A 22079-nucleotide genomic window follows, 5' to 3' on the forward strand; every position below is an offset into this window, starting at 1 on the left:
ATGCGTATCAGGTCATTCCCACTTCTACAATGCAGCTTTTGTTTTAGCTTACTGAAAAACTCAGCCCCGCCGCCAGGTTGTGCCTTCGCGGGAATCGTCCAGGATGATGCCTTTGTCCGCCAACTCATCGCGGAGGCGATCGGCTTCGGCAAAATCCCGGGCTTTGCGGGCGTCGTTGCGGGCCTGAATCATTTGTTCAATATCCTCGGCACTGAGTTCGCCGCCGATGTCGGCCTGGAAAAATGCCTCCGGATCCTGCTGCAGCAGCCCCAGAATAGAACCCAGACGGACCAGGACCGCGGCACTCTGCTTGGCTTCCTGTTCGCGCCCGTCACGACGATGCTGATTGATGTCGTTGGCCACTGCATGCAGCACCGCAATGGCACCGGCGGTGTTGAAATCATCGTCCATCACTTCCATGAAACGGCGATCGTGCTCGGTTTCACCCACGTCCGCCGCCTTGGCCGGCACGATACCGCGCAGCGAATTGTATAGCTTGGTCAGGGTGCGACCGGCTTCGGCCAGGTTATCCTCGGAATAATCGACCTGGCTGCGGTAATGGCTGGAAACCAGGAAATACCGGACCACTTCCGCCGGATAGGTTTCGAGAATTTCGCGGATCGTGAAAAAGTTGCCCAGGGACTTGGACATTTTTTCCTTGTTCACCCGGATCGCACCCGCGTGCATCCAGGCCCGGGCAAATTCGTGGCCGGTAGCGCATTCGGATTGGGCGATTTCATTCTCGTGGTGGGGGAACAACAGATCCGGACCACCGCCATGGATATCAAAGGTATCGCCCAGGCACTCGGTCGACATCGCCGAACACTCGATATGCCAACCCGGGCGACCATCGCCCCAGGGTGACGGCCAGCTGACCTCGCCCTCACCTGCGGCTTTCCAGAGCGCAAAGTCCGCTGGGCTGCGCTTGGCTTCCCGGACATCGATGCGAGCACCGGCAACCAGATCTTCGAGCTTCTTTTTGCTCAACTTGCCATAGCCGGTAAATGAATCGACGGCGAAATAGACATCGCCGTTGTCGGCGGCGTAAGCGTGATTACTGGCAATGAGTTTATGGATCATCGCCACAATCTCATCGATATAGCTGGTCGCCCTCGGCTCTTTGGTGGGCGGTAGAACGCCCAACCGGGCCTCGTCCTCGTGCATGGCGCGAATCATGCGATCAGTCAGATCGGTGAAGGCTTCGCCATTTTCCTCCGCCCGACGCAGGATCTTGTCATCAATGTCGGTGATGTTGCGCACGTAGTTCACGGCGTAACCCCGATGCCTCAGGTATCGGGTGATGACATCGAATGCTACCAGCACCCGAGCATGGCCAAGGTGGCAGTAGTCGTAAACGGTCATGCCGCAGACGTACATCCGCACCTTACCCGGTTCAATAGGCTTAAACTCTTCCTTGCGCTGCGAGAGCGTGTTGTAAATGCGGATCACTTGCCCCCCTTACCCCAGGAATCACGAAGCGTAACGGTTCGATTGAAGACCGGCCGGCCGGCGTTCTGCGACAGCAGCTCGTCGAAGAAGAAATAGCCCTCGCGCTCAAACTGGTACGGCAGATCTGTGCGCGGCTGCACCAGGCCCCTTTCAACCCGCGCGCCGTGCAACACAACCAGGGATTCCGGGTTCAGGTGGTCGGTAAAATCGCCATCTTTGTCACTGTCCGGGGACTCGTGATTGAACAGACGGTCGTACTGGTTGATGTCGGCCTCGACGCTGTCAGTCGCCGATACCCAGTGCACCACACCATTGGGCTTGTAGCCTTCCGGATTCACACCCAGGGTGTTCGGATCGTATTCACATTTGAGCTCGACGATCTCGCCACTGGCGTCACGAATGATCTCACGGCAGGTCATCACATACCCGCCGCGCAGCCGCACCGCCTGGTCCGGAGCAAGGCGCTTCCATTTGCGCGGCGGCTCCTCGGCGAAGTCCTCACGATCGATGAACAGGGTCTGGCTCCAGGTGACCTCACGCTCCCCCATCTCCTGATTCTGGGGATGAACCGGCAGCACCAGCGTTTCGGTCTGGTCGGCGGGGTAGTTGGTCAGGGTGACCTTGAGCGGACGCATCACGCACATGGCGCGGGGTGCGCGGGTATTCAGGTCTTCCCGGATGGCGTGCTCTAGCATGCCCACGTCGACAGTACCGCCAGCCTTGTTAACTCCCACCATGTCGCAGAAGGTGCGGATCGATTCGGGCGTGTAACCACGGCGACGCATGCCGGAAATAGTCGGCATCCGCGGGTCGTTCCAGCCTTCCACAAAATTCTCATCCACCAGGCGCTTGAGTTTGCGCTTGCTGGTGATGGTGTAGTTCAGGTTCAGCCGGGCAAATTCAATCTGGCGCGGATGGCAAGGGCCAGAAATGTTGTCCAACACCCAATCATAGAGCGGACGGTGATCCTCGAATTCCAGGGTACACAGGGAGTGGGTGATGTTTTCGATCGCATCCGAGATCGGATGGGTGAAATCGTACATCGGGTAGATGCACCAGTTGTCCCCGGTCTGGTGATGGTCGGCGTAACGGACGCGATAGAGAATCGGGTCCCGCAGGTTGATGTTGGGAGACGCCATGTCGATCTTCGCCCGCAACACCAACTCGCCGTTCTGGTATTTACCGTCGCGCATGTCGCGGAACAGCTGGAGGTTTTCCTCCACTGGACGATCCCGGTACGGACTGTTCTTGCCCGGCTCCTTCAGGCTGCCACGGTACTCCGCCATCTGATCAGCCGAGAGCGCACAGACATAGGCCTTGCCATTCTCGATCAACTCCTCGGCAAAGGCGTACAGCGAGTCAAAGTAGTCCGATGCGTGACGAACCTCGCCCGCCCATTGGTAACCAAGCCAGGACACGTCCGCCTTGATGGCATCGATGTACTCCTGGTTTTCCTTTTCCGGATTGGTGTCGTCAAATCGCAGGTTACATTCGCCGCCAAAGGTCTCCGCAATGCCGAAGTTCAGGCAAATGGATTTGGCGTGACCAATGTGCAGGTAGCCATTCGGCTCCGGCGGAAAGCGGGTTACCACCTTACCGGTGTGCTCGCCCTTGGCGATGGCGTCTTCGATCAGGCTCTGAATAAAATTGTGGGCTTTCTTCGATTCGGCGCTCATACGTTCTCTGTAGAAAAGGGTGGGTCAGAAACCGCCTATTATACTCACAAATCTGAGCCGGACTCATGCATAGCGCGAAACTCTTGCGTACAATGAGCCCTTTAGCCCAACCAATTCTTTTGACCAATTATTCTAAACAGGAACGCCCGATGATTCTGCTGCAAACCAACCTCGGTGACATCAAACTCGAGCTGGACCACGACAAGGCTCCCGAGACCGCCAAAAACTTCGAACAGTACGTTCGTGACGGTTTCTACGACGGCCTGGTTTTCCACCGGGTGATCAGCAACTTTATGATTCAGGGTGGTGGCTTCGAGCCTGGCATGACGCCCCGCAAAACCCGCGACCCGATCCAGAATGAAGCGGATAACGGCCTGAGCAACATGCAAGGTACAGTGGCCATGGCCCGCACCATGGACCCGCACTCCGCCACCGCGCAATTCTTCATCAATGTCGAGAACAACGGCTTCCTCGATCACAGCGCCAAAAACGCGGAAGGCTGGGGATACTGTGTTTTCGGCAAGGTGGTTGAGGGCATGGACACGGTCAACCAGATTCGTGCTGTTCGCACGACCATCAAGGCTGGCCACCAGGACGTCCCGGCAGAAGACGTCATCATCATTTCCGCCAAGGTGCTTGAGGAGGGAGGTGCAGCGTGACCACGCTGTTTATCTCGGATCTCCACCTGGAGGAATCCCGGCCGGACATTACCGATGCGTTTCTCGGTTTCCTGCAGGAAAAGGCCCACGGTGTAGAAAAGCTCTACATCCTGGGCGACTTCTTTGAGGCCTGGATCGGCGATGACGAGCGCACGCCGCTGCAGGAACAGATTGCTGCAGCGCTTCGCGCCGTCAGTGAAAGCGGCACCGAGATCTTCCTGATGCACGGCAACCGCGACTTCCTGATTGGTCACGACTTCTGTGACCGGGCGGGGGCAACGCTGCTTGATGACCCAACCGTCGTTGATCTGTACGGCACCGCTACGCTGCTGATGCACGGTGACAGCCTGTGTACCGCCGATGTGGAGTACCAGAAGTTCCGCGCCAACATGCGTAATCCCCAGTGGCAGCAGATGATCCTGCAGCGCCCGCTGGCTGATCGTCAGCAGATGGCGCGCCAACTGCGGGAAATCAGCATGGCCAAGAACCAGGGCAAGGCGGAAACCATCATGGACGTCACGCCGGAAGAAGTGGTCAAGGACATGGAGGCGCACGGCGTTCAGCGCCTGATCCATGGCCACACTCACCGGCCGGCCGAGCATCATCTGCAGGCCAATGGTCAGCCGGCAAAGCGTATTGTGCTGGGTGACTGGGATACGCACGTTTGGTGGCTAGAGGTGCAGCCCGGCCAAGAGCCGGTGCTGGATAAAAAACCGCTGTAACGAGAAAGGCCGGGCACATGCCCGGCCTTTCTGTTTCTGGCGCTGGGTTTTTTAGTGCGCCAGGATTTGCTTGAGGAACTGCTGCGTGCGCGGCTCCTGCGGGTTGCTGAAGAAGTCGTGAGGCGGCGCCTCCTCGACAATCTCCCCGCCATCCATAAAGATCACGCGGTCTGCCACGGTCTTGGCAAAGCCCATCTCGTGGGTGACGCAGAGCATGGTCATGCCGCTGCCGGCCAGTTCGATCATGACGTCCAGCACTTCCTTGATCATCTCGGGATCCAGTGCCGACGTTGGCTCGTCAAACAGCATGATTTTCGGCTTCATGCAGAGCGCCCGGGCAATGGCTACCCGCTGCTGCTGACCGCCAGAGAGCTGACCCGGGAACTTATGGGCCTGATCCGGAATTTTCACCCGCTCGAGGTATTCCATGGCCGAGGCCTCCGCCTCCTTCCGTGGAATCTTGCGAACCCAGATTGGCGATAGGCAGCAGTTCTCCAACACTGTTAAGTGCGGAAACAGATTAAAGTGCTGGAACACCATGCCAACTTCCCGACGCACGTTATCGATGTGCCGAATATCGTCCGTCAACTCGACATTATCGACAATGATTTTGCCCTGCTGGTGTTCTTCCAGCCGGTTAATGCATCGGATAAATGTCGACTTGCCGGAACCGGACGGGCCACAGATAACAATCCGCTCGCCCTGCTTAATCGTGAGATTCAGGTCCTTGAGGACGTGAAAATCGCCGTACCATTTGTGCATCCCTTCAACCCGGATAATGCCCGGATTCTTCCCCGTCTCGCCCTGAGCGGAGGACTGTACTTCAGAAGTTTGGGTTTGTTCTGTCATTGGGTTACCCATCAGGTTTTGTGACCGGTGTCGAGTTTGCGTTCGAGGTTCTGGCTGTAACGGGAAATGCCGAAACAGAATATCCAGAAACAGAAGGCCACGAAAACATAGCCCTCCACGGCGACGTTCTGCCAGGCCGGGTCCGTAACGGTTGACTGAACGGTGCCGAGAACATCGAACAGACCGATAATCAGGACCAGCGTGGTGTCTTTGAACAGTGCAATAAAGGTGTTCACGATGCCGGGTATAACCAGCTTCAAGGCTTGCGGCAGCACCACAAGCCCCATCTTGCGCCAATAACCCAGACCAAGTGCGTCGGCTGCTTCGTATTGCCCTCTCGGGATGGCCTGCAAGCCACCGCGAATAACTTCAGCCATGTAGGCAGACTGCCAAAGCGTGATACCAATCAGCGCTCGCATCAGCTTCTCAAAGTTCATTCCCTCGGGCAGGAACAGTGGCAGCATGACCGACGCCATAAACAGCACGGTAATCAGCGGCACCGCTCGCCAGACTTCAATGAACACCACGCTGAGACCGCGAATGATCGGCATCTCCGAGCGACGCCCAAGCGCCAGCAAAATACCAATGGGCAACGATGCCAGGATCCCGATATAGGCCAGGATCAAGGTCAGCATCAAGCCGCCCCATTTGGTGCTTTCTACGGCTTCAAGGCCGAAGAGGCCGCCTGGAATCAGGAAGTAGCCAATCACTGGCAGGCCGGTCATGCCGAAGATGCCAAACCATTTACGGGCGGGGAACCGCTCGATGAACTGGGGCACGAAGGCCACTGCCAGCAGCAGGAACATCAGGTCCACACGCCACTGCAGCTCGTCCGGGTAGAACCCGTAAATGAAGAAGTTCAGACGCTGGTCAATGAACAACCAGCAGGCACCCGCACCGGAACAGTCGCTGGCATCAGCGCCCAGGAAGTCTGCATCGAACAGAGCCCAGTTCAGGATCGGTCCAACGCTGGTCACAACCAGGTAGCCGACGACAACCGTGAGCAAGGCGTTGTACCAGGTAGAGAACAGATGCTCGCGCATCCATTTCACAGGCGTGAGGGCCTTTTTAGGTGGTTTCATGGTGGACTCAGTCATCATCGCTCCTTAATCGCCACGGCCCGGTTGTAGATGTTCATGAACAGCGAGATCGACAGACTGATGGTCAGATAAACCGCCATGGTAATGGCGACCACCTCAACCGCTTGCCCTGTCTGGTTCAGGGTCGTGCCCATGAACACGGCCACCAGGTCGGGATAACCAATGGCGGTCGCGAGCGAGGAGTTCTTGGCAAGGTTCAGATACTGACTGGTCAATGGTGGGATGATGACCCGCATGGCCTGGGGAATCACGACCAACCGCAGGGTCAGCCCATTCGACAACCCAAGCGCCTTGGACGCCTCGGTCTGTCCCTTACTCACCGACAGGATACCGGACCGAACAATCTCGGCGATAAAACTGGCCGTGTACAGCGAGAGCGCCAGCCACAGCGCCGCGAGTTCCGGAATGATGGTGATACCACCGCCAAAATTGAAACCTTTCAGTGCCGGAACCTCCCACTCCAGCGGACTACCCGCTACGAAGTAGGCCAGTACTGGCAGGAGCACCAGAATGGCAACACCAACTTTGAAGGTCGGGAAAATCTGGCCCGTCGCCAGTTGCCGTTTCTTGGCCCAGATACGGATGCAAACCACCGCAGCAATGGCGACCAGAAGTGCACCCCAGACCAACCCGAACCCGTCCTGAGTCAGCGGCTCCGGAACGTACAGGCCACGATTGTTGAGGAACATCGTGCCACCCACCTCGATACTCTGTCGTGGTGACGGCAAGGCACCCAAGACTGCGAAATACCAGAAGAAGATCTGCAGCAGCAAGGGAATGTTTCGGATCACTTCGATGTAGAAAAGCGAGACCTTGGCTACCAGCCAGTTACTCGACAGGCGCGCCACACCGATGAGGAAGCCAAGCAGGGTTGCCGCGATAATACCCATGACTGAGACGAGCAAGGTGTTGGTAAGACCAACCCAGAAAGTCCGTCCGTAGGACATGGTGGCATCGTACGGCACCAGGCTCATGATGATGCCGAATCCGGCGGTTTCCTCGAGGAAGCCGAAACCGGTGCTTATACCCCTGCTCTCCATATTTGAAAGCGTATTTTCTACCAGAGTCCAGCCAGCCCAGAACACCGCTGCAATGGCCACGACTTGGAAGAACAAAGAACGTACCCGGGGGTCATACCAGGGCTTTGGCCCCGCAGGCTTTGAGTCAACTGTTTGTTTTTTCATGAAAATTCCCGGAAAGCTTCCCTGCATTTTACTTCGTCAGAGACAACAGCGGGTGCTCAATCTAGAGCACCCGCTTCGGCTTTCAGGTCTTATCGAACCGGCGGTGCATACATGATGCCGCCTTCAGTCCAGAGCGCGTTGATGCCGCGATCGAGACCGAGCGGGGTGTCCGGACCCACGTTGCGATCGTACATTTCGCCGTAGTTACCAACCAACTTCACAACCTTGTGGCCGAAATCAGCTGGCAAGCCAAGCTTGGCGCCCATGTCACCGTCGGTACCCAGCAGACGCTGAATGTTCGGGTTATCGGATTTCAGCATGTCGTCGGCATTGGCGCTGGTCACACCCAGCTCTTCGGCGTTGATCTGCACCGACAGTACCCACTTCACGATGTTGAACCACTGATCGTCGCCCTGACGAACCACCGGGCCCAGAGGCTCTTTGGAGATGGTGTTAGGCAGGATCTTGGCCGACTCCGGATCAGCCAGCTTGGAGCGCAGGGCCGCCAGCTGGGAGCGGTCGGACGTCAGAACGTCGCAGCGACCGGCGGAGAAGCCCTGAACGGTCTGCTCAGAGGTATCAAATACGATCGGTTTGAATTCCATGCCCTTGGCACGGAAATAGTCGGACAGGTTCAGCTCAGTGGTGGTACCTGACTGGATACACACGGTAGCGCCGTCCAGCTGGGTAGCGTCATCAACACCAATGTCCTTGTTGATCAGGAAGCCCTGGCCGTCGTAATAGTTCACGCCGGCAAAGTTCAGACCCAGTGAGGCGTCACGGGTGAGCGTCCAGGTGGTGTTGCGGGAAAGCATGTCGATTTCACCTGACTGCAAGGCAGTAAAGCGCTCTTTCGCAGTCAGCGGTGTGAATTCAACGGCCTTGGGATCGCCAAAGACAGCGGCGGCAACGGCACGACAGGTATCGACATCGATGCCGGTCCAGTTACCTTTCTCATCAGGCTGGGAGAACCCGGGCAGACCACTGGTAACGCCGCACTGAAGATGCCCCTTTTCCTTCACATTTTCCAACGTCGTTGCAGCCATCGCACTGCTGGCCGCAAACGCGCCAGATACCAGTGCCATTCCCAGGACAATCGATTTCGTCTTATTCATTATCGGATCTCCGAACTTCGGTTGGTTGCTTCGCGATGGGTTCAGCAAATTGTGAGCCATGCAAGCTATGTTATTGATATATTGTATTTATTTTCATTTTTACCAGCCTAACCTTCCCGGCCGGTCAATGAGAGCGACCAGATTGGGACCAGCGTGGTGCACCAACTCTAATAGGTCGCCCTATTCCGAGGCAAGATTTAAGGGCCGTCCCCCTATAAAGTAGAACAAAGTTCGAGAAATCAACTAGTTTTTAGAGAAAAATTTATGCGGATGTTTCCATCTGGGCAGGCTCACGATAGGTCTCGAGACGCTTCAGCCAGCCGCTCAGCCAACGCTCCTTTTCGATGGGATTCTCGGCATTTTCGGCTCGACGGGTTAACACCCGAGCAGCAGCCTCTCGAAAACTCATCAGCGCCGACCGCTCGGCCGTTTCCTGCTCCATTTCCAGCAGCACCTGCAGCAAGCCCCAGCCCTGTCCGTTGTAACGCTCCATACGGGACACACCCTCGCCCTTGAAGTTAACGTAATCCATCAGCGCATAGATACCACCCGGTGTGGCTGCCAACGCCTTGAGCCTCTTGCGTACCAACGGCTGCTGGGCTTCGGAGACCTCCGCAACGACTTTCTCCAGGGATTCTTTGGCCCGACGCACGATGAACTCCGCCTGCAGTCCCTGGGAGCCGGCGAGGAATGCCTGCAATTCGGCGATCTCTACCGAGTCTTCCGCCGCCAGGAACGCCTCCCGGTTCGGCCAGGGCGCATCCATCGGATCGAGCTTCCGCAGCCACTCTGGCACTGCTAACTGGCGCTGGGTCATGTACTGGATCAGCGCCGGAAAGCTCTCAACGAATCTGCCTTCAACGCCCTTCGGATACCAGATGAAGTGACCGATGCCCAGAGACGGGAAATCTTCACCCTCGTTCCAGTGCACCAGGCATTCCAGCTTCCCGGCACACTCATTACGAAAGATCTGAGCCCCAACCCATTCCATCTGTCCAGGCTCCAGGGTTATGGAGAGATCAGGCTCATCGGTTTCCCCCACTGCTTCTTCTTTCATGCCCGCAGTCTCGTCGGACTGGTTCTCCGGAGCATCGCAGGCGGTCAGAAACAGTACGACGGCCATCAATATCCACACGTTCTTGATCATAGTTTCGTTAACACCTCGGTCTTTGACTGGAGGGGAAATGCCAACCTGCTTCCCGATCCGGTTTGCTTCGACTCATTATGGAACAGAGCCGATTCTGCCGTGACAAAAACCGCCTTACGATATGGAAATAAACCACATTGACTTCTCACGAACGGCCAGACAGTCTTCTCACTATCCTAAAAACAAACGGACTTCCCATGCCCAGCACCAACTCCCCTGCCTCTTCCAGCACCTCGCCTCGCATCGTTATTTTCGGTGCCGGCAGCGTGGGCTGCTACGTGGGTGGGCGCCTGCTGTCAGGGGGCGCAAACGTGGTCATGGTGGGCCGTCCGCGCCTGCGTCAGATCTTCAATGACCACCCGCTGGTACTGACCGACTATCAGGGATTTTCATTCGAGACGCGGCTCACACCGAATCAGTTCACCGACGATGCCTCGGCGGCGGCCAACGCCGATCTGGTTTTGATCACCGTGAAGTCGGCTGCCACAGCCGAAGTAGCAGACATCCTTGCCAGGGTTCTGCCCAAAGGAACGCCGGTGGTGAGTCTTCAGAACGGTATTTCAAATGCCGAAGAATTACGGGCGCGACTGCCAAACGCCCGGGTGTGCGCCGGTATGATTCCCTTCAACGTGCTGCAGAAAAGCCCCGGTCATTTCCACCACGGCACCGAAGGGCACCTGATGGCAGCCCGGGACGACAGTCTGCAGCCGAGCCTGCCGGCTTTCGAGCAGTGCGGGTTGCCGCTGGAGCTACGGGACGACATGACCTCGGTGATGTGGTCCAAGCTGCTGCTGAACCTGAACAACCCGATCAACGCACTTTCCAATGTACCGTTGCTGGAAGAGCTGTCTGATCGCAATTACCGTCGTTGCCTCGCCATGGCCCAGCGCGAGACGCTGGAGTTGATGAGCCAGGCGGGTATTGAGGCAGTACAACTTACCCCTGTGCCCATGCACCTGGTGCCATCAGTGATGGGACTGCCAAATTGGCTGTTCACTCGGCTAGCGAAACGGATGCTGGAGATTGACCCCATCGCCCGCTCTTCTATGTGGGAAGATCTTGAGGCCGGCCGTGCCACAGAAGTGGACTGGATCAATGGCGAAGTTGTTCGTCTTGCCGAGTCCATGAACCAGTCAGCGCCAGTCAACCAACGCCTGACCAAACTGGTACACGATTGCGAAAACACCCGACGACGCTGGGCGGGTGACGAACTGCTGGAAGAATTGCAGGCTGCCCGAGCCTCGCGATAACAACTAAAGCGAAAGGCAGCCCGCCTTCATCGCTTTGGCGACACCCGCAGCACACGGCCATCGGACTCATCGGTTAGCAGGTAAAGTGCCCCGTCCGGTCCGGTAATGACATCCCGGATACGGGCCTTCAGCTCCTTGAAGAGAGTCTCCACATCCTCGGCCTCGCCATCCACAAACTCAACGCGGCGGACACTGCGGTCGGCAAGCGCACCCACGAACAGATCCCCCCGCCATTCGGGAAACAGCTCACCTCGGTATCGGGTCATGCCGGAGGGCGCGATCGAGGGCGTCCACTGCAGCAGCGGCTGTTCCATATTCGGGTATTCGGTAAACGGGGTAATCCGCGCACCGGTGTAATCCAGCCCGTAGGTGATCACCGGCCAGCCATAGTTCTGCCCCGGCCGCAGCACGTTGATTTCATCCCCGCCGCGCGGGCCATGCTCGTGACTGATCAGCAGTTGCTCGACCGGGTCGTATACCAACCCCTGCACGTTGCGGTGACCATAGCTGAACACTTCCGGCCGGGCGTCTGGTGAATCAATGAACGGATTGTCCTCCGGCGCCACCCCGTCGGTGCCAATGCGAACAATACTACCGAGATGATTGCCAAGGATCTGGGCCTGCTCCCGGTAGTCAAAGCCATCGCCGAGGGTAATGATGAGCGATGCGTCTGGCAGCTGGGCCATGCGACCGCCGTAATGGGCATCCCCTTTTTTGCCCGGCAGGGCTCGAAAGATCTCTTCGACATTCTCCAGCCTATCCTCACCCAGCTTCGCCCTGGCCACGCACAGGTGATTAGCGGACTCCACACCACAGGCATAACTGAGGAACACCAGACCGCTTGAGGCAAAATCCTCCGAGATCAGCACCTCAAACAGGCCCGCCTGTCCGGAACTGAACACCTTGGGCAGGCCCGACACTTCCCCGGGCACCAATTCACCCGCGGCCGTTATCCGGCGCAGCCGACCTGGGCGCTCAGTCACCAGGGCACCGCCGTCCGGCAGGAACGCCAGCGACCAGGGATGCTCAAGACCCGCAACCACTTCCTGTACTTGATAGCTCGCTGCGGGTTGTGCCCGCAGCTCGTCAACCGGCACGGCAAGGCCGGTGACCAGTGCCAACGCGGCGAAGGTGTTGTAGCCGGCGCGCGGCAGCCCTCTCAACGCAGTCAGCCTGGCATAGAGACCGCCGGCGCACGCGGCCGTCATCAGCAAGGCACCCACGCCAGCCAGAGTTCGGGTTGCCGCGATCAATGTCGGCGGCGGCGTCAGGGCATCAACCAGGGTAAAGGTTACCCACAGCGCCACAGCGGCGCCGAAGGCATGAAACAGAGCCCGATGGCCCAGACCAAGCACCTTTAGCAGTAGCCCGGTGACCAGGGTCGACAGCATAAAGCTGACGCCAAACACGGCGGCGTAAAAAGGACCAAACTGGCGCAAGTCATCAACCGTGGTCGACAACCGCACCCCGGCACCGATCTCAACGCCCAGCTGTTGTAAAGCCAGCAGGTTAAACTGGGTTTGCACCACCGTCCCGAGCACCACCCCTGCCACGAAGGCGATCGCAAAGGCGGCCAAACGGCCTTTGAACCCAACTACGTTTGTCACAGCTCTTTCCTTATGTTGCTGACCAGCGTTTACGAAACTATAGCGACCCTGGGGTGCCGAACACCAACGAAAAAACCCCGGGCTTTCGCACCGGGGTTTTGTTCGGGTTTGAGCTAGTGCTTCAAGCGATTACTGCTCAACGAATGCGCGCTCGATCACGTAGTGACCCATCTCGCCACCGCGTGCTTCCTTGAAGCCCATCTTGTTCAGGATGGCGCAAGTGTCTTTAAGCATGCTCGGGCTGCCGCAGATCATGAACCGGTCATGTTCCGGATCAAAATCCGCCAGGTTCAGATCCTTGGTGATCTTGCCGCTTTCCATGGCGTCGGTCAGACGGCCTTGGTTGCGGAACGCTTCCCGAGTGACGGTTGGATAGTATTCCAGCTTACCCTTCACCATCTCGCCAAAGAACTCGTTCTCCGGCAGCTCCTCAATATCCGCTTGGTAGGCCAGCTCAGATACGTAGCGAACACCGTGGGTCAGGATCACCTTGTCATAAGCCTCGTAGACCTCCGGGTCCTTGATGATGCTCATGAATGGTGCGAGCCCTGTACCGGTACTGATCATCCACAGGTTCTTGCCCGGCAGCAGGTTGTCCATCACCAAGGTGCCTGTCGGCTTCCGGCTCACCAGGATTTCATCGCCCACCTCAATCTTCTGCAGACGTGAGGTCAACGGGCCGTCCTGAACCTTAATCGAGAAGAACTCCAGCTCTTCTTCGTAGTTGGCACTGGCAATGCTGTAGGCACGCATTAGCGGCTTGCCATCGGTTTCCAGACCAATCATCACAAAGTGACCGTTCTTGAAGCGGAACCCTGGGTCGCGGCTGGTCTTGAAGCTGAACAGGGTATCGTTCCAGTGGTGTACGCTGGTCACTGTTTCTTTAATCAGGTTGCTCATTTAAACCTCGTCCTGCTCATTCGCCTGTGTGCGAACTATTCGAAATTGGATTGAAATAAGTTTACCCCAGGACTAACCTATCGGGAAAATGGGATATCTTCATAACCTTATTCGAGTGAATCGATTTAGAGCGCGCCAACATGAAATACAGCTTCCGACAGCTTGAAGTTTTCCTCGCCGCGGCCAACTTCCAGAACATCACCCGGGCCGCCGAATCCCTGGCCATGTCCCAGTCCGCTGCCAGCAGCGCCCTGAAAGAACTCGAAAACCAGTTTGATATCCAGCTCTTCGATCGGGTTGGGAAACGCCTGCAACTGAATGAGCTGGGGCGTTTGTATCGCCCGAAAGTAGAAGCCGTGCTCGCTCAGGCCAAGGAGCTGGAACAGGCCTTCAGTAAACATACGGAAGTGGGCGCACTAAAAGTCGGCGCCACGCTCACCATCGGTAACTATCTGGCCGTAGGCGTGATGGCCCAATACATGAATACCCCTACCCATCCCAGAGTCTCACTGGAAGTCGCCAACACCAGCACCATTGCCCGTCGGGTCAAGGATTTTGAACTGGATATCGGCCTGATCGAAGGTGAACTCCATGCCACCGAACTGGAGGTGCTGCCCTGGCGCGGCGATGAGTTGGTCGTGTTCTGCTCGCCCGACCACCCCCTGGCCAACAAAACGTCGCTAACCGATGACGATCTGCGCGAGGCCACCTGGATCATGCGCGAACAGGGCTCCGGCACCCGGCAAAGCTTCGAACGGGGCATGCACGGCCTGTTGTCAGATCTCAACGTGTTGCTGGAACTTGAGCACACCGAAGCCATCAAGCGGGCGGTGGAAACCAATCTCGGCATTGGCTGTTTATCAGAAGTGGTGCTCGAAGACGCCTTCCGCCGAGGCAGCCTGGCGCCCCTGAAAGTGCCGGAGCACCGGCAGTTTGACCGGCAGTTCTATTTCATCCTGCACAAGCAGAAGTATCGCAGTGCCGGCATCGATGCCTGGATGGAGCTGTGCCGTCAGCTCTAGGTTACTGAACCGGGCCGCTGTGGAAGCGGAATTCGGTGTCCGGCTCGGTGATCAGGCCGTGCTCGATGTCGAGAAACGCCTTCACCCGGTCGTCGACCGGACCACCATTGGCCCGCTCCGCCAGTTTCAGATAATCCTGGTAATGCCGGGCTTCAGATTTCAGCAGACTGTTGTAGAAGTCCGCCAGCTTGTCATCCAGATGCGGCGCCAGGGTGGCAAACCGCTCACAGGAGCGGGCTTCAATGATCGCGCCGACAACCAGCACATCCACCAGACGACCGGGATCTTCCGCCCGCACTTCCTGTCGTAACCCCGCGGCATACCGGGCCGGTGTGAGGTGATCGTAGGTCACGCCGCGCTTTTTCATGATCGCCAGCACCTGCTCGAAATGCCGGAGCTCTTCCCGGGCCAGGCGCGACATCTTATTCAGCAGGTCGGTGTTATCGACGTAGCGATACATCAGGCTCAATGCGGTGGAGGCGGCCTTTTTTTCGCAATGAGCATGATCGATCAGCATCAGGTCCTGATTTGCCAGGGCATTGTCGATCCATTGCTGCGGCGTGCGGCATGGCAGGAAGTCGTGAATCTCTTGCAGGGCTTCGTTCATGTCAGCGTTCAGGGTCGTGGAAAATGGGACGCGGGAGTATAGCGCACTTAACAGACTACTCCGACCTCTGTCCATCTTAACTTTATAAGGGGTTTCCTATAGAATGCCGCCCCAGTTTAAGGCCTTTCCGCCATAAAACTCCCGCCAGGCTGAAAAGCGCTGGGCGCGGGACATTCCAACTGATGAGGGTCCATATCGTGTTAGAAGCATACCGTGAACACGTTGCTGAACGTGAAGCTCTGGGTATTCCTCCCAAGCCCCTGAATGCCGAGCAAACAGTCGCTCTGGTTGAGCTGCTGAAAAATCCGCCGGCCGGTGAAGAAGAAACTCTCGTTTATCTTCTGGAAAACCGCATCCCACCGGGCGTAGACGAAGCCGCCTACGTTAAGGCCGCATTCCTGACCGCCATCGTTAAAGATGAAGCTGCCTCCCCGCTGCTGAGCAAGCAAAAAGCAGTTGAGCTGCTGGGCATGATGCAGGGTGGCTACAACATCGCCACTCTGGTTGATCTGCTGGACGATGCCGAGCTGGCCGAACTGGCGGGCGAAAAGCTCAAGCGCACCCTGCTGATGTTCGATGCCTTCAACGACGTGAAGGAAAAGATGGACGCCGGCAACGCCGTCGCCAAGGCTGTAGTTGAATCCTGGGCCAACGCCGAGTGGTTCACCAACAAGAAGAAGGTTCCTGAAAGCACCAAGATGGTGGTTTTCAAGGTTACCGGCGAAACCAACACCGACGACCTGTCACCGGCTCCCGATGCCTGGTCCCGTCCGGACATCCCGCTACACGCCCGCGCTGCCTACAAAATGGAACGTGACGGCCTGAAGCCGGAAGAGCCCGGCGTTACTGGCCCGATGAGCCAGATTGACGAAATCAAAGCCAAGGGCCTGCCCGTTGCCTTCGTTGGCGACGTCGTTGGTACCGGCTCCTCACGTAAGTCTGCCACCAACTCCGTACTGTGGTTCTTCGGCGACGACGTTCCGGGTGTACCGAACAAGCGCGCCGGCGGCGTGTGCATCGGTAACAAGGTTGCTCCGATCTTCTTCAACACCATGGAAGACGCTGGCGCCCTGGTATTTGAAGCACCGGTTGACGATCTGAACATGGGCGACGTCATCGAGATCCGTCCATACGAAGGCAAGATCCTGAACGAAGCGGGTGAAACCATCTCCGAGTTCGGCTTCAAGTCCGACGTAATCCTGGACGAAGTTCAGGCCGGCGGCCGTATTCCGCTGATCATCGGCCGTGGCCTGACCGCCAAAGCCCGCACAGCACTGGGTCTGGGCGCCACTGACATCTTCCGTTTGCCGAGCGATCCGGAAGCTGGCACCAAGGGCTTCACCCTGGGCCAGAAGATGGTCGGTAAGGCCTGCGGCCTGGAAGAAGGCAAAGGCGTTCGTCCTGGCACTTACTGCGAGCCGCACATGACCACCGTGGGTTCACAGGACACCACCGGTCCGATGACCCGTGACGAGCTGAAAGATCTGGCGTGTCTGGGTTTCCAGGCTGACCTGGTTATGCAGTCGTTCTGCCACACCGCGGCCTACCCGAAGCCGGTCGACGTGGAAATGCAGCACACCATGCCGGACTTCATCCAGACCCGTGGCGGTGTTGCCCTGCGTCCGGGTGACGGCATCATCCACTCCTGGCTGAACCGCATGCTGCTGCCGGACACCGTTGGTACCGGTGGTGACTCCCACACCCGTTTCCCGATGGGCATCTCCTTCCCGGCCGGCTCTGGCCTGGTAGCCTTCGCGGCCGCCACCGGCGTTATGCCGCTGGACATGCCGGAATCCGTACTGGTGCGCTTCAAGGGCGAAATGCAGCCGGGCATCACCCTGCGTGACCTGGTTCATGCCATTCCCCTGTACGGCATCAAGCAAGGCATGCTGACCGTTGAGAAGAAAGGCAAGATCAACGAGTTCTCTGGTCGCATCCTGGAGATCGAAGGCCTTGAGCACCTGACCGTTGAGCAGGCGTTCGAGCTGTCTGACGCTTCCGCAGAGCGTTCCGCCGCCGGTTGTACCATCAACCTGTCGGAAGAGTCCGTTGCCGAATACCTGCGCTCCAACATCACCATGCTGCGCTGGATGATTGCTGAAGGTTACGGCGATCCGCGTACCCTGGAGCGTCGCGCCAAGCAGATGGAAGAGTGGATTGCCGATCCGAAACTGATGCGGGCCGACAAAGACGCCGAGTACTCTCACATCGTCGAAATCGATCTGGCCGACATCAAAGAGCCGATCGTGTGCTGCCCGAACGACCCAGACGACGCCAAGTTCCTGTCCGAAGTGGCTGGCGACAAGGTCGACGAAGTCTTCATCGGTTCCTGCATGACCAACATCGGTCACTTCCGTGCCGCTGGTAAACTGCTTGAGCAGCACAAAGGCGCCCTGACCACCCGTTTGTGGATGTCTCCGCCGACCAAGATGGACCAGGCGCAGCTGATGGAAGAAGGCTACTTCAACACCTACGGCACCGCCGGTGTGCGCACCGAGATGCCGGGTTGCTCCCTGTGCATGGGTAACCAGGCCCGTGTAGCAGCCAAGTCTACCGTGCTGTCTACCTCCACCCGTAACTTCCCGAACCGCCTCGGTGATGGTGCCAATGTGTACCTGACCTCCGCGGAACTGGCAGCGGTTGGTGCGGTTCTGGGCAAACTCCCCTCCCCGCAGGAGTACATGGAGTACGCCAAGGATCTGAACAGCATGTCGAAAGAGATCTACAAGTATCTCAACTTCGACCAGATGGAGAACTACACCAAGAAGGCTGCTGAAGCGAACATCGCCTAAGCATTAAGCCTTTACGGTAAGCTCCACGAAAAACGCCAGCCCTCGGGCTGGCGTTTTTTTATGCCTGAAAGCGCTTATCGCTCGAGCAGGATCTTGCCGACAGCTTCGCCAGATTCAATGCGACGGTGCGCGTCGCTGATCTGGGTAAACTTGAATCGCTGGCTATCCAGCAGCGGCTTGACCTTGCCCTGCTCCAACAAGTCGCACAGTGCTTTCAGCAGCCGTGGCTGGTCATCCATGCCAACGCCGTGCAGCAGCGATATGGAACGGAAGATCACGTGCAGCGTCAGGCTCTTGGCGTGCATCTGGCTCAGGTCGTGGGTCGAGCGGGTGTTGATCGAGCACAGACGACCGTTCACCGCCGTGGCCTCAATGGACCGGTCCACGTTGCCACCACCGACGGTATCAAACACCAGGCTGAACCCTTTGCCACCGGTCAGACGCTGCTTGTAGTCCTCTACCGACTCGTCCTTGTAGAAAATAATGTCATCAGCACCCAAAGCACGGGCCTGCTCGGCTTTCGCCTCGGTAGAGACCGTGGTAGCCACCCTTGCGCCCAGGTACTTGGCAATCTGGATCGCCACATGGCCCACGCCACCGGTACCGGCGTGGATCAGCACGTGCTCACCCGACTGCAGTCCGGCCCGCTCTACCAGGGCGCTCCAGGCGGTCAGGAACACCAGCGGCAAGGCCGCACACTCGGCCAGCGGCAGGCTCATGGCAGGCGTGCGCTTACCCAGCAGGCGGACATCGGCAATCATGTAATCTGCCAATGCACCCTGCCAGCCCTTAACACCACCGGCGCAACCGAACACTTCGTCGCCTTCGACAAACCCCGTCACGCCCGGACCAACCTTGTCGACCACACCGGAGACATCACCATTGAGGATTGCGGGCATTGCCGGGCCGGTTTTCACCAGCCCTGAACGGATCTTGGTTTCCAGCGGGTTCACACTGGAGGCCACCACCTTGATGCGAACCTGACCCTCGGCCGGTTCCGGTGTATCCACCTCGCGCTCGACAAACACCTCGGGGCCGCCGAACTCTTCGATTACCATCGCTTTCATCGTCAAAAACCTCTTTATTCGGTTATCAGTACAAAATCAGTCGAACCAGAATGGCCGCCACCATGGCCAGGGTGATCGCCTTCACCCAGCGCGCGCCCTGCTTGCTCATGTTTACATGGGTCGCTATAAAGGCGCCGGTGACATTGCCAAGCGCCAGGGTCAAGCCTACTCCCCAGCGCACTTGATCGTTGATCGCAAAGACTACCAGCGCCGCGAAGGTAAATGGCAGGACAATGGAAACCTTGAGCACGTTCACCTGCCGCAGATCAATCTTGAGCATGTGGTACAGCACCACAATAAACAACACCCCGACACCGACCTGGATAAACCCGCCATACATCCCAACGAAGAACATTGCCAGATAAATGGCCGGGGTCAGTCGGTCCACGGTCAGCGGGCGGGTATCCAGATTGGGTTGCGGCAACAGCATGAACACCGAGGCACCGATCATGGCCGAGACCAGGACCACCTCGAACACGGCATCGGGCACCCAGGTGGCCACCCAGGCCCCTAGCAGCGAACCCAGAACCGCAGGCACGGCCAGGCGCAGGCTCACCATCAGGTTGCCGTGGCCCATGCGGTGGAAACTGCCCACCGCGGTAATACTCTGTAGGGTGATGGCCACCCGGTTGGTACCATTGGCCACCTGGGGTGGCAAGCCAAGGAACATCAACAACGGCAGGGTCAGCATGGAGCCACCTGCCGACAGCACGTTGATGAATCCGGCAATGCCCCCCAGCGCCAACAGCGCCAGGACTTCCAGCAGTGTCATAGGCCGGCTTCCGTCATGCGGTGGCCGGCATGGACATCCGTCGGCTCTGGCGACTGCTCCACACAAAGGCAATGATGAAGATCACCAGCCCGGTCACGTCCAACGCAATCTGGCCATGGGGCCAGAGCATGAGCACGCCAATGGGAAACATCAGCAACCGCACCAGCGGATTGAGCGGATGCTCCAGGTACCCCTCAAGCCCTGCCACGATGGCGTAAATGCCAAACAAGGCAAAGCAAAACACCTGCAACATCTGGTCGAAGTCGCCGGTGATCAACGGCGAGTAGGCAAACAGCAGCGGTACAATGTACAGCCCCTTGGCCAGCTTCCACGCGGTGAAACCGGTGCGCATCTGGGGCGTGCCGGCAATGGCGGCCGCAGCGAACGCCGTCAGGCACACCGGTGGCGTGACGTTGGAATCCTGGGACAGCCAGAAGATCACCATGTGCGCGGCCACCAATGCCATCGACAGGGTTGCCGGCGACAACGCCTGTTCCAGCAACTGCGAACTGAAGGTATCCGGCACCGACGCCAGCAACTGTTGGGCAGTCGCCTGATCCATCGGCGCGCTCAGCAGGTCCATCTTGTCCGGCGCCACCAGCATGAAGATCGACTTGGCCTGCTCCGGCAGGTTACCGCTCATCACCAGATCCAGCAGCTGACTCTGGGCAATCAAGTTGTAGATCGCCGGAGCCGACAGCGTAGCCAGCACAATATAGGCCGCCGTCACCGGCAGCCCCATGCCCAGGATCAGTGACGCCAGCGCCACCAGAACAATGGTAATCAGCAGGCTGCCGCCGGCCCAGTCGGTAATCATAATCGAGAAGGTATTACCGATGCCGGTGGTCGACACCACCATGACAATCAGCCCGACGGTGATCAGCAGAATCGCGGTAGTGGTAATGTTGCGGGCACCCATCACCAGAGCCTCCAGGATGTCCTTGGGGCCCATCGGGTGTTTCGACAGCCAGGACGCAACGATCACCGACAGAATGGCAATACCGGCCGCGTAGGTGGGTGTAAAGCCATAGACCAGCGCCGCCACCAGAACCACCAATGGCAAAAGGAAATGCCAGCCATCCTTGAGCACATCCGTCAGAGTGGGTGCTTCATCATCCTCCAGTTTGACGGCATGGCTGCGCTTGGCCTCGATCCGGACAAACATCGCCACCGACAGGAAATACAGCAGGGCCGGCAGAGCGGCCACGGAGATGATGGTGAGGTAGGACACCTGGGTGTACGAGGCCATGATGAACGCCCCTGCCCCCATCACCGGTGGCATCAGCTGACCACCAGTGGAGGCTGCAGCCTCGACACCCGCTGCAAATCGAGCCGGGAACCCCGCCTTGCGCATCAGGGGAATGGTGATTACGCCGGTGGATACGGTATTGGCAACACTGGAGCCGGAGACAGACCCCATCAGCCCGGAGGAGAACACCGCCACGAAGCCCGGGCCACCGACAAAGCGCCCAGCGGCGCACCGGGCCAGCTCGATGATGAAGTCACCGGCGCCAGATTTCACCAGGAAGGCCCCGAACAGGATGAACATGAACACATAGGTCCAGGAGATCCGGGCAATGGAGCCGAGCATGCCCTGGCCACCCATGTAGGAACGGAACAGGACGGTCTCCCAGGTCAGGCCCGGGAAGTTGAAGATACCGTCCACGTACTGCCCCCACCAAGCGACGTAGGACAACGCGAGAATGCACAGCACCGGGATAAACCAACCCACGCTGCGGCGCGCAAATTCGAGAATCAGCAAGACTGCGGCAATGGAGGCTATCCAGTCGCCGGTGCTGAAATTGACACCCCGATCATAGAGCGCGTTTTCAAACAGCATCAGGTAGACCGCACAGGCCAGTGCGGCCAGGCCGAGAAACACATCAACGCCCAGCACGGCTCGTTGGCCGGCCACGGAGCGCACCCTCAGCATGGGAGTGGTCAGCGCACAAATCAGCCCGAACAGGCCAAAGTGCAAAGCCGACGTCCACAGCTCGGAGAGCGTGGACACGGTATTGAAGTACAGGTGAATCAGCGACGTGACGATGGCCAAACCAAAAATCACCGGTCCGAGGAGCCGGTGATTAAGGCGTTCGCTGGCGTCGCTGGCGCTTTCGTCGCGAACCTCGATGTGAGGTTCGCTGGTTGGTTGCTCTGCCAC

The 22079-nt window shown here is 58.2% G+C and carries 18 protein-coding genes; 5 read left to right on the plus strand and 13 right to left on the minus strand.

The genetic code is table 11. From position 1 onward, the window contains the following. Positions 1–60 precede the first annotated feature (60 nt). A complete protein-coding gene (gene cysS, locus FCS96_RS17950) occupies positions 61–1449 on the minus strand; it encodes a cysteine--tRNA ligase (RefSeq protein ID WP_138441735.1) in 1389 nt (462 codons plus the stop codon). Then, positions 1446–3125: a glutamine--tRNA ligase/YqeY domain fusion protein gene (locus FCS96_RS17955; RefSeq protein ID WP_138441736.1), complete on the minus strand. Its 1680-nt coding sequence runs from the start codon at positions 3123–3125 to the stop codon at positions 1446–1448. The genes cysS and FCS96_RS17955 overlap by 4 nt, the downstream gene beginning before the upstream one ends. A gap of 149 nt (positions 3126–3274) precedes the next feature. Here FCS96_RS17955 and FCS96_RS17960 point away from each other — a divergent pair, with 149 nt between their 5' ends. Next, on the plus strand, positions 3275–3784 hold the full coding sequence (locus FCS96_RS17960; RefSeq protein WP_138441737.1) for a peptidylprolyl isomerase: 510 nt from the start codon (positions 3275–3277) through the stop codon (positions 3782–3784). After that, the gene (gene lpxH, locus FCS96_RS17965; protein WP_138441738.1) at positions 3781–4506 is read left to right on the plus strand and encodes a UDP-2,3-diacylglucosamine diphosphatase; all 726 of its coding nucleotides are present in this window, start codon (positions 3781–3783) and stop codon (positions 4504–4506) included. The genes FCS96_RS17960 and lpxH overlap by 4 nt, the downstream gene beginning before the upstream one ends. A gap of 51 nt (positions 4507–4557) precedes the next feature. On the opposite strand, the gene FCS96_RS17970 is transcribed toward lpxH, so the two are convergent. The 5 genes from FCS96_RS17970 to FCS96_RS17990 form a co-directional block, all read right to left on the minus strand. Continuing rightward, positions 4558–5268 carry an amino acid ABC transporter ATP-binding protein gene (locus tag FCS96_RS17970; RefSeq protein WP_138441835.1) on the minus strand — a complete coding sequence of 237 codons (711 nt, stop codon included), beginning with the start codon at positions 5266–5268 and terminating at the stop codon, positions 4558–4560. Positions 5269–5366: 98 nt separating this feature from the next. Next, positions 5367–6452: an amino acid ABC transporter permease gene (locus FCS96_RS17975; RefSeq protein WP_138441739.1), complete on the minus strand. Its 1086-nt coding sequence runs from the start codon at positions 6450–6452 to the stop codon at positions 5367–5369. Continuing rightward, positions 6452–7639 (minus strand): amino acid ABC transporter permease, encoded by a 1188-nt coding sequence (locus FCS96_RS17980; protein WP_138441740.1) that lies wholly within the window; start codon positions 7637–7639, stop codon positions 6452–6454. Before FCS96_RS17980 ends, FCS96_RS17975 begins: the two co-directional genes overlap by 1 nt. Positions 7640–7728: 89 nt before the next feature. Continuing rightward, the gene (locus FCS96_RS17985; protein ID WP_138441741.1) at positions 7729–8754 is read right to left on the minus strand and encodes a transporter substrate-binding domain-containing protein; all 1026 of its coding nucleotides are present in this window, start codon (positions 8752–8754) and stop codon (positions 7729–7731) included. Positions 8755–9016: 262 nt separating this feature from the next. Beyond that, complete coding sequence (locus FCS96_RS17990; protein WP_138441742.1) at positions 9017–9901, minus strand: hypothetical protein; 885 nt, start codon at positions 9899–9901, stop codon at positions 9017–9019. A gap of 197 nt (positions 9902–10098) precedes the next feature. Here FCS96_RS17990 and FCS96_RS17995 point away from each other — a divergent pair, with 197 nt between their 5' ends. Beyond that, positions 10099–11151, plus strand: coding sequence for a 2-dehydropantoate 2-reductase (locus FCS96_RS17995; protein WP_138441743.1), 1053 nt, complete (start codon positions 10099–10101; stop codon positions 11149–11151). Positions 11152–11177: 26 nt separating this feature from the next. Here the strand turns inward: FCS96_RS17995 and FCS96_RS18000 are convergent, their stop codons facing one another. Both FCS96_RS18000 and FCS96_RS18005 read right to left on the minus strand, forming a co-directional pair. Continuing rightward, complete coding sequence (locus tag FCS96_RS18000; RefSeq protein WP_228264159.1) at positions 11178–12758, minus strand: PQQ-dependent sugar dehydrogenase; 1581 nt, start codon at positions 12756–12758, stop codon at positions 11178–11180. Positions 12759–12887: 129 nt separating this feature from the next. Further along, positions 12888–13658 carry a ferredoxin--NADP reductase gene (locus tag FCS96_RS18005; RefSeq protein WP_138441744.1) on the minus strand — a complete coding sequence of 257 codons (771 nt, stop codon included), beginning with the start codon at positions 13656–13658 and terminating at the stop codon, positions 12888–12890. A 140-nt stretch (positions 13659–13798) separates the two neighbouring features. Here FCS96_RS18005 and FCS96_RS18010 point away from each other — a divergent pair, with 140 nt between their 5' ends. Then, the gene (locus FCS96_RS18010; protein WP_138441745.1) at positions 13799–14680 is read left to right on the plus strand and encodes a LysR family transcriptional regulator; all 882 of its coding nucleotides are present in this window, start codon (positions 13799–13801) and stop codon (positions 14678–14680) included. Between the two features lies 1 nt (position 14681). On the opposite strand, the gene miaE is transcribed toward FCS96_RS18010, so the two are convergent. After that, positions 14682–15287 carry a tRNA-(ms[2]io[6]A)-hydroxylase gene (miaE, locus tag FCS96_RS18015; RefSeq protein ID WP_138441746.1) on the minus strand — a complete coding sequence of 202 codons (606 nt, stop codon included), beginning with the start codon at positions 15285–15287 and terminating at the stop codon, positions 14682–14684. Between the two features lie 197 nt (positions 15288–15484). Here miaE and acnB point away from each other — a divergent pair, with 197 nt between their 5' ends. Continuing rightward, positions 15485–18079 (plus strand): bifunctional aconitate hydratase 2/2-methylisocitrate dehydratase, encoded by a 2595-nt coding sequence (acnB, locus tag FCS96_RS18020; protein ID WP_138441747.1) that lies wholly within the window; start codon positions 15485–15487, stop codon positions 18077–18079. Between the two features lie 74 nt (positions 18080–18153). Here the strand turns inward: acnB and FCS96_RS18025 are convergent, their stop codons facing one another. From FCS96_RS18025 to FCS96_RS18035, 3 genes are read right to left on the minus strand one after another with little or no spacing between them, the layout of a single operon-like run. Continuing rightward, positions 18154–19146: a zinc-dependent alcohol dehydrogenase family protein gene (locus FCS96_RS18025; protein ID WP_138441748.1), complete on the minus strand. Its 993-nt coding sequence runs from the start codon at positions 19144–19146 to the stop codon at positions 18154–18156. A gap of 25 nt (positions 19147–19171) precedes the next feature. Then, complete coding sequence (locus FCS96_RS18030) at positions 19172–19918, minus strand: sulfite exporter TauE/SafE family protein (RefSeq protein ID WP_138441749.1); 747 nt, start codon at positions 19916–19918, stop codon at positions 19172–19174. Positions 19919–19931: 13 nt separating this feature from the next. After that, positions 19932–22079 carry a TRAP transporter permease gene (locus tag FCS96_RS18035; protein WP_138441750.1) on the minus strand — a complete coding sequence of 716 codons (2148 nt, stop codon included), beginning with the start codon at positions 22077–22079 and terminating at the stop codon, positions 19932–19934.

Origin of the sequence: Marinobacter alexandrii, assembly GCF_005871205.1 — a bacterium.
Classification (GTDB): domain Bacteria; phylum Pseudomonadota; class Gammaproteobacteria; order Pseudomonadales; family Oleiphilaceae; genus Marinobacter; species Marinobacter alexandrii.